The sequence below is a fragment of the Serratia sp. TSO36 genome, assembly GCF_057808395.1.
On record NZ_JBJZOU010000004.1, the window covers coordinates 74610 to 83030 of the forward strand.

General features: G+C 61.7%; 7 protein-coding genes. 6 read left to right on the forward strand and 1 reads right to left on the reverse strand.

Annotation, left to right across the window (positions count from 1 at the left end):
* Positions 1-283 precede the first annotated feature (283 nt).
* Positions 284-1423: a tRNA epoxyqueuosine(34) reductase QueG gene (gene queG, locus ACK3CV_RS02130; RefSeq protein ID WP_049195419.1), complete on the reverse strand. Its 1140-nt coding sequence runs from the start codon at positions 1421-1423 to the stop codon at positions 284-286.
* On the opposite strand from queG, the gene nnr reads away from it, so the two are divergent.
* The 6 genes from nnr to hfq form a co-directional block, all read left to right on the forward strand.
* On the forward strand, positions 1422-2936 hold the full coding sequence (nnr, locus tag ACK3CV_RS02135; RefSeq protein ID WP_049195416.1) for a bifunctional ADP-dependent NAD(P)H-hydrate dehydratase/NAD(P)H-hydrate epimerase: 1515 nt from the start codon (positions 1422-1424) through the stop codon (positions 2934-2936). The genes queG and nnr overlap by 2 nt on opposite strands.
* Positions 2937-2946: 10 nt before the next feature.
* A complete protein-coding gene (tsaE, locus tag ACK3CV_RS02140) occupies positions 2947-3417 on the forward strand; it encodes a tRNA (adenosine(37)-N6)-threonylcarbamoyltransferase complex ATPase subunit type 1 TsaE (protein ID WP_033648706.1) in 471 nt (156 codons plus the stop codon).
* A 7-nt stretch (positions 3418-3424) separates the two neighbouring features.
* Positions 3425-5224, forward strand: a complete 1800-nt coding sequence (gene amiB / locus ACK3CV_RS02145; protein WP_164038667.1) for an N-acetylmuramoyl-L-alanine amidase AmiB — start codon at positions 3425-3427, stop codon at positions 5222-5224.
* Positions 5225-5246: 22 nt separating this feature from the next.
* Positions 5247-7130, forward strand: a complete 1884-nt coding sequence (gene mutL, locus ACK3CV_RS02150; protein WP_164038665.1) for a DNA mismatch repair endonuclease MutL — start codon at positions 5247-5249, stop codon at positions 7128-7130.
* Positions 7123-8064 carry a tRNA (adenosine(37)-N6)-dimethylallyltransferase MiaA gene (gene miaA / locus ACK3CV_RS02155; RefSeq protein ID WP_004933679.1) on the forward strand — a complete coding sequence of 314 codons (942 nt, stop codon included), beginning with the start codon at positions 7123-7125 and terminating at the stop codon, positions 8062-8064. Before mutL ends, miaA begins: the two co-directional genes overlap by 8 nt.
* A gap of 114 nt (positions 8065-8178) precedes the next feature.
* Positions 8179-8421 (forward strand): RNA chaperone Hfq (hfq, locus tag ACK3CV_RS02160; RefSeq protein ID WP_489009791.1); only part of this gene is annotated, 243 nt, incomplete at its 3' end.

Sequence of the window (8421 nt, forward strand, 5' to 3'; positions counted from 1 at the left end):
AACGCCTTATCCGGCGCGGGTTTTTGTCCCGTTTTACACGCCTGGTAAAAATGTTGTGAACAGAGTTATCCACAGCCTCTGCACATAAACTCGCCTGCCTGAAAAATCAACGTCATACAAATTAAATATTTATCTATTTGATTTATAAGTTTATTTATTTATCCCAAAACGTTATGCCGATCACTTGCTCTTTTTGTTGCAGTTGAAAGACAACGTGTTTTTATTTTTATGCACAAATCCACAGAGTGAGTCTTCCGGCGCTACGTCCGAATGGCGCACGCCGTCAGGCATCCCTTGGCAAACCTTTTTCCACAGCCCGTATCAGCCGTTTTTTCTGCGCCGTTTGCACCTCGATGCCCTGCGCTTCGCGGCGGGCGAGCTGTTGCGCCAGCGCCCAGTGGATATGTTCGTCCAGCATGGCGTTCTGGCCCAAACGGGTGCGCAGTGCGAGCACGATGCGGTCCTCGTAGGGCGCATTGCCCAGCGCCACGGCGATATTGCGCAGCCAGCGCAGGTGGCCGATGCGGCGTATCGCCGAGCCTTCGGTGATGCGCAGGAATTTTTCCTCCGTCCAGTTGAACAGATCGATCAGCTGCGGCGCATGCAGCGCGGCGCGCGGGCTGAAATCGTCTTCGTCGGTAAGCTGCGAAAAGCGGTTCCACGGGCAGATCAGCTGGCAGTCGTCACAGCCGTAGATGCGGTTGCCGAGCAGTGGGCGGAACGCCTCCGGGATCGCGCCTTCCAGCTCGATGGTCAGGTAGGAGATGCAGCGCCGGGCGTCTACGGTATAGGGGGCGACGATGGCGCCGGTCGGGCAGGTGGTGATGCAGGCGACGCAGCGGCCGCACTGCTCTTCCTGCGGCTTATCCACCGGCAGCGGCAGATCGATCAGCAATTCGCCGAGGAAAAACCATGACCCGGCTTCACGGTTGAGAATTAGTGAGTGTTTACCAACCCAGCCGATGCCCGCCTTGGCGGCCAGCGCGCGTTCCATCACCGGCGCAGAATCGACAAAGGGGCGGAAATTCAACTCGCCGCAGTAGGCCTGGATCTGATCGCCCAACTTTTTCAGGCGCTGGCGCAACAGCTTGTGATAGTCGCGCCCCAGCGCATAGCGGCTGACGTAGCCCAGCTGCGGATTTTGCAAGGTGCTGGCAAACGCCGCCTTGGCCGGCAGGTAGTTCATGCGTACGCTGATCACTCGCAGCGTGCCCGGCAACAGTTCGTGAGGGCGTGCGCGCAGCATGCCGTGGCGTGCCATCCATTCCATTTCGCCGTGGTACTGTTTGTCGAGCCAGGCCTGCAGCTTCGGCTCTTCAAGGCTCAAATTGGTATCGCAGATGCCAACCTGCTGGAATCCTAGCGATTGCCCCCATTGCTTGATATGTTGGGCGAGTTGATGGAGATCGAGGGGGTGCGTCATGACGGGCCACAGTGAAAAAGCATACGCTGACAGTTTACCACACTCTGTCTGGCCTGCGGATTGGATCCGTCGCTCGGAACCCGCAGCGGCGGCCTCGCTCGGTATTTCTCTTTACGATCTGATGCAGCGCGCCGGTCAGGCGGCCTACGCGCTGGCGCGCAACGCGTACCCCTCCCGCGACCACTGGCTGGTGCTGTGCGGCCACGGCAACAACGGCGGCGACGGCTATGTGGTGGCGCGCCTGGCGAAGGCGGCGGGCGTGCAGGTGACGCTGATCGCCTGCGACGGCGCACGGCCTTTGCCACCGGAAGCCGCAGCGGCCCGCGAGGCCTGGCAAGCCGCAGGCGGCGACATTCTGCCGGCGAACAGCCGCTGGCCGGCGTCTGTTTCTCTCATTATCGACGGCCTGTTAGGCACCGGCCTGGGCAGCGCGCCGCGTGCGCCCTACGACGCGCTGATCGAGGCCGCCAACCGCCATTCGGCACCGGTGGTGGCGCTCGACATCCCGTCCGGCCTGCTGGCGCAGAGCGGCGCGGCGCCGGGCTCGGTCGTGCGTGCCGCGCACACCGTCACGTTCATCGGCCTCAAACCAGGGTTGCTGACCGGCCAGGCGCGCGACTGGGTCGGGCAACTTCATCAGAATGCGCTAGGCTTATCGGGTTGGTTGGCGAAGCAACCGGAGCAGATTCAGCGGCTTACCGCCGAGGTGTTGCCGCGCTGGCTGCATCCGCGCCGTCCCTGCGCCCATAAGGGCGAGCATGGCCGCCTGCTGTTGGTGGGTGGCGATCGCGGGTTCGGCGGCGCCATTCGCATGGCGGCGGAAGCGGCGCTGCGCAGCGGGGCTGGATTAGTGCGAGTGCTTACTCACATGGAGCATGTCGCGCCGCTGTTGGCGGCCCGGCCTGAGCTGATGGCGCAGGCGCTGGACGAGGCGACGCTGCGGCAGGCGATGCAATGGGCGGATGTGCTGGTGATTGGCCCGGGTCTGGGCCAGGCTGAGTGGGGCAAAAACGCCCTGAACGTGCTGCAAACCAGCGATAAACCGGCCTTGTGGGACGCCGATGCGCTGAACTTGCTGGCATTAAATCCCGAGAAACGGCAGAATCGCGTGATGACTCCGCATCCTGGAGAGGCTGCTCGGCTGTTGAGCTGCAGCACTGCCGACATCGAGAGTGATCGCTTACTTGCCGTGCGCAAGCTGACGGCGCGCTACGGTGGCGTGGCGGTGCTGAAAGGCGCCGGTACGCTGATCGCCGATGAGCAGGGGCAGATGGCGATCGCCGATGTCGGCAACGCCGGCATGGCCTCCGGCGGCATGGGCGATGTGCTGTCGGGCATCATCGGCGGTTTGCTGGCGCAAAAGCTCTCGCTGTATGATGCCGCCTGTGCGGGCTGCGTCGTACACGGCGCGGCCGGCGATCGCGTAGCGGAAAGACAAGGAACAAGAGGCATGTTGGCGACCGATTTACTGCCGGACATCCTTCATTTCGTTAACCCTGAGTGGGCAAAATAGACTTTATCGAATGAAAGAACTCGTTTTACCTCTGCCGGACGAGGCAGCGACTGTCGCTTTGGGCACCACTTTGGCCCAGGCCTGCGATCGCGCCAGCGTCATCTATCTCTACGGCGACCTGGGCGCCGGTAAAACCACCTTCAGCCGTGGTTTCCTGCAGGCGTTAGGGCATCAGGGCAACGTCAAAAGCCCGACCTACACGCTGGTGGAACCCTATGCCTTGCAGCCGCTGGCGGTGTATCACTTCGATCTGTATCGCCTGGCCGATCCGGAAGAGCTTGAATTCATGGGCATTCGCGATTACTTCGCGCAAGACGCCATCTGCCTGGTCGAATGGCCGCAGCAGGGCACCGGCGTGCTGCCGGAGCCGGATCTGGCGCTGCATCTTAGCTATCAGGGCGAGGGGCGAGAGGCGAAGATCGAGGCGATTTCCGCATACGGCAGCCAGCTGTTAGACCGCATTCATGGATCACAGGGATGATGCTGCAATGACGCACGTGTTGAAAAAATTTGCGGTCATCATGCTGATCGCCGTGCTGGGGCCGTTCGGCGCGCTGAACGCGCTGGCGGCGTCCTCGCTGTCCGATATCAAAGTGTCCAACGCCCAACGCGAAGCGACGGTGTCGGTGAGCTTCAATGGCCCGCCGGACTATGCGTTTTTCCCGCTGCACGGCCCGGAACGCGTGGTGCTGGACGTTAACCAGAAGGGCAAGGTCGGCGGTCTTCCGCTCAATTTCAGCGGGCAAAACCTGGTGAAAAGCATTCGTTCCAGCGCGCCGAAAGACGCGCAGAGCGTGCGCCTGGTGTTTGATCTGACCCAGCGCGCCAAAACCCGCGTCGCCACCCGCCAGAACGGCGGCGTGCATACCGTGGTGTTCACCATTACGGCCGAAGGCGGCGCCAATACCGTGGTGCGTAAAGCGCCGGTGCAAACGCCTGCGCCGGTCACGGTCAGCCAGCCACCGCGCCAGGCGCCGGTCGCGGTACGTGAAGCGCCGGAGCCGCCGCTGCGCAAAGCGCCGACAGGATCGAATCCCTTTACCAATAAACAGACCGTGGTCGCAGGCACCGCCACAGAGGTCACGCCGCGCAGCAGCCGCGTTTCCGCCGGTTCCGGCGATCGGGTGGTGGTAGCGATCGACGCCGGCCACGGCGGCCAGGATCCGGGCGCCATTGGCCCGAGCGGGCTGAAAGAAAAGAATGTCACCATCGCCATCGCGCGCCGCCTGCAGGCGATGCTGGACGCCGATCCGCAGTTCAAACCGGTGCTGACCCGTACCGGCGACTATTTCATCTCGGTGATGGGGCGCTCCGACGTGGCGCGTAAACAGGGCGCCAACGTGCTGGTCTCCATCCACGCCGACGCCGCACCAAACCGCAGCGCCAGCGGGGCCTCCGTCTGGGTGCTGTCCAACCGCCGCGCCAACAGCGAAATGGCCGGCTGGCTCGAACAGCATGAGAAACAGTCCGAGCTGCTCGGCGGCGCCGGCGATCTGCTGGCCAACAGCCAGGCTGACCCTTACCTGAGCCAGGCAGTGCTGGATCTGCAGTTCGGCCACTCGCAGCGCGTGGGATACGACGTGGCGGTGAAAGTGCTGCAGCAACTGCAGAGCGTCGGATCGTTGCATAAACGCCGGCCGGAACACGCCAGCCTGGGCGTGCTGCGTTCGCCGGATATTCCCTCGCTGCTGGTGGAAACCGGATTTATCAGCAATAGCACGGAGGAGCGGCTGCTGGGCAGTAGCGCGTATCAGGAGAAGATTGCCAGGGCCATTCATAACGGCCTGCGCAGCTACTTCCTGGCGCATCCGCTGCAAGCCGACCCAAAGGTGGAAAACCGACCGCTGGACGTCGCAGCGGCGGTTAACACCTCAACACCAGACGTGCGCCAGCCTGAGCCTATCGTCAGCTCGGCCGGCGCGAGCCGCAGCGTAAGCGGCAAGACCCGGATCCACGTGGTGAAGCGGGCGGAAACGCTGTCCGGCATCGCCGACAGCTACGGCACCACCATGGCGGCGCTGCGTGATCTGAACAAACTGAAAAAAGACGGCGTGTGGGTCGGGCAACGCTTGAAGGTGCCAGCGGGGAAAGCCACCGCCGTCACCACCACCGTCGCCAAGGCGAAAACGCCGGCGAAGAAAACGTCTAAACATAAAGTGGCCCGCGGGGATACGCTCTCCTCCATCGCTTCTCGCTACGGGGTCAGCGTCGGCGATCTGAAACGGGTCAATAATCTGAAGTCGGACGTCGCGCCGCTGGATCGGACGCTGACCATTCCGCAGGCCTAGCGCCATCGCTACAGGAGCCAGCATGCCTATCCAGGTGTTACCGCCGCAGCTTGCCAACCAGATCGCCGCCGGAGAGGTGGTTGAACGCCCCGCGTCGGTCGTCAAGGAGCTGGTGGAAAACAGCCTGGACGCCGGCGCGACGCGCATCGATATCGATATTGAACGCGGCGGTGCCAAGCTGATCCGCATTCGCGACAACGGCTGCGGCATCGGCAAGGACGATCTGGCGTTGGCGCTGGCGCGGCACGCCACCAGTAAAATCAGCACGCTCGACGATCTGGAGGCTATCGTCAGCCTCGGTTTCCGCGGCGAAGCGCTGGCCAGTATCAGCTCGGTTTCCCGTTTGACTCTGACGTCGCGCACCGCCGAGCAAAGCGAGGCGTGGCAAGCCTATGCCGAAGGGCGCGAGCAGGCGGTGACCGTCAAACCCGCTGCGCACCCGGTCGGGAGCACGCTGGAAGTGCTGGATCTGTTTTACAACACCCCGGCGCGCCGCAAGTTCATGCGCACCGAAAAAACCGAATTCGGTCATATCGATGAAGTGGTGCGGCGCATTGCGCTGGCGCGTTTCGATGTGGCGATCAACCTCAGCCACAACGGCAAACTGATCCGCCAATACCGGGCGGCGAAAGAAGAGAGCCAGCACGAACGCCGTTTGGGCAGCATCTGCGGCCCGGCGTTTTTGCAGCATGCGCTGAACATTGACTGGCAGCACGGCGATTTGAGCATCCGCGGTTGGGTGGCGGATCCGGCCGGGGCGCGCCAGCTGGGTGAAATGCAGTATTGCTACGTCAACTGCCGCATGATGCGCGATCGCTTGATCAATCACGCTATTCGTCAGGCCTATCAGGATCAGCTGAAGGACGATCAGCAGCCCGCTTACGTGCTGTATCTGGGGGTCGATCCGCATCAGGTGGACGTCAATGTTCATCCCGCCAAGCACGAAGTGCGTTTCCATCAGGCGCGGCTGGTGCACGATTTTATCTACCAGGCGGTAACCACCGTGCTGCAGCAGGCCGGTCAGACGCCGCCGCTGCCGCTGGCGGAAACGCCTGACGAAGCGCCCGCGCCGGTCTGGAAGCCGGAGAACCGCGTCGCCGCCGGCGGCAACCATTTTTCTCAGCCTGCGCCGCGCCGTGAAACGCCGCCACCGGCCGGCACCGCCCGTGAGCGGGCGCCGCAGCCGGGTTGGCAAACGGCGGGCGGTTACCAGAAACGCGAAGGCGAGCTGTACGGTAAACTGATGCAGCCCGCCGCAGTGCCGCAGGCCGATGCTGCGCCGGAAGTTTCGAGCAAGCCGCCGCTGTTCCCGCCGGCGAAAGCCGCAGCGGAAACGCCGTTGGCGGGCGGCCAACACAGTTTTGGCCGGGTGTTGATGATCCATCCGCCGTGCTACGCGCTGATTGAGCAGCGCCAGCAGCCGGCGTTGCTCAATCTGGCGGTAGCCGAACGCTGGCTGCGCCAGGCGCAGCTCAACCCGCCGGCGGAAGGGCTGCGGCCGCAGCCGCTGCTGATCCCGATTAAGCTGACGTTGGAGAAGCGCGAAGCGGCGGCCATTGCGCGGCATCAGGCGCTGCTCGTGGCGATGGGGCTGGATCTGCAGACGGATCACGGCCGTGTGACGCTGCGCGCAGTGCCTTTACCATTACGCCAACAAAATTTACAAAAACTGATACCCGAACTGTTAGGCTATCTGGCCGAACATCAGGAGATGTCGCCCGCGGTGCTGGCCACCTGGCTCGCTCGCCGTCTTGGCAGCGAACATGAACAGTGGAACACCTCGCAAGCGATACAATTGTTGACCGACGTTGAACGACTTTGCCCGCAGCTGGTCAAATCGCCACCGAGCGGACTTTTACAACCCGTTGATTTACAGGCCGCACTGGCGGCCCTCAAGCATGACTGACACTGAAATGACACCACGTCCCCCGGCTATTTTCATCATGGGGCCGACCGCCTCGGGCAAGACCGCGCTGGCGATCGCGCTGCGCGAACGCCTGCCGGTGGAACTGATCAGCGTCGATTCCGCGCTGATTTACCGCGGCATGGATATCGGCACCGCCAAGCCGAGCGCCGAAGAATTGGCGCAGGCGCCGCATCGGCTGATCGATATCCGCGATCCCGCCGAAGCCTACTCGGCCGCGGAGTTTCGCGCCGACGCGCTGAAGGAGATGGCCGACATCACCGCCGCCGGGCGCATTCCGCTGCTGGTCGGCGGCACCATGTTGTATTTCAAGGCGTTGCTGGAAGGATTGTCGCCGCTGCCGTCCGCCGATCCCGCGGTGCGCGAGCGCATCGAACGGCAAGCGGCGGAGCAGGGCTGGGAGGCGTTGCATCGGCAGTTGCAGGCGATCGATCCGGTCGCGGCATTGAGAATTCATCCGAATGATCCGCAGAGACTGTCCAGAGCACTGGAAGTTTTTTTTATTTCGGGTAAAACTTTAACGGAACTGACTAAAATTTCGGGTGAATCGTTGCCGTATCAAGTTCACCAATTTGCGATAGCGCCGACCAGCCGTGAGTTGATCCATCAACGCATCGAGCTGCGGTACCATCAAATGTTGGCGGCGGGTTTTGAGACGGAAGCGCGTGCACTTTTCGCACGGGGTGATTTGCATACGGACTTGCCCTCCATTCGCTGTGTCGGTTACCGCCAGATGTGGTCATACTTGTCTGGTGAAATTAGTTACGATGAGATGGTTTATCGTGGTATTTGCGCAACACGTCAGTTGGCTAAACGCCAGATGACCTGGTTACGGGGTTGGGAGTCGGTCCATTGGTTGGACAGTGAAAAGCCGGGAGAGGCTTTGGACTCGGTGACACAGGTTGTTAGTGCATAGGTTGGGTGATTGTGTACAATTGCTGAGTATTCAGCGCGCAAATTTTTTACGTCGTTTATTTTAGAGCCGACAGGTTCTTAGTTACAAACAACAAGCAAATAAGGAAAAGATAGAATGGCTAAGGGGCAATCTTTGCAAGATCCGTTCCTGAACGCATTGCGTCGTGAACGTGTTCCGGTTTCTATTTATTTGGTGAATGGTATTAAGCTGCAAGGCCAGATTGAGTCTTGTGACCAGTTTGTCATCCTGTTGAAGAACACGGTTAGCCAGATGGTGTACAAGCACGCTATCTCTACCGTTGTCCCGTCTCGCCCGGTCTCGCATCACAGCAACAACCCGAGCGGCGGTTCAAGCAAC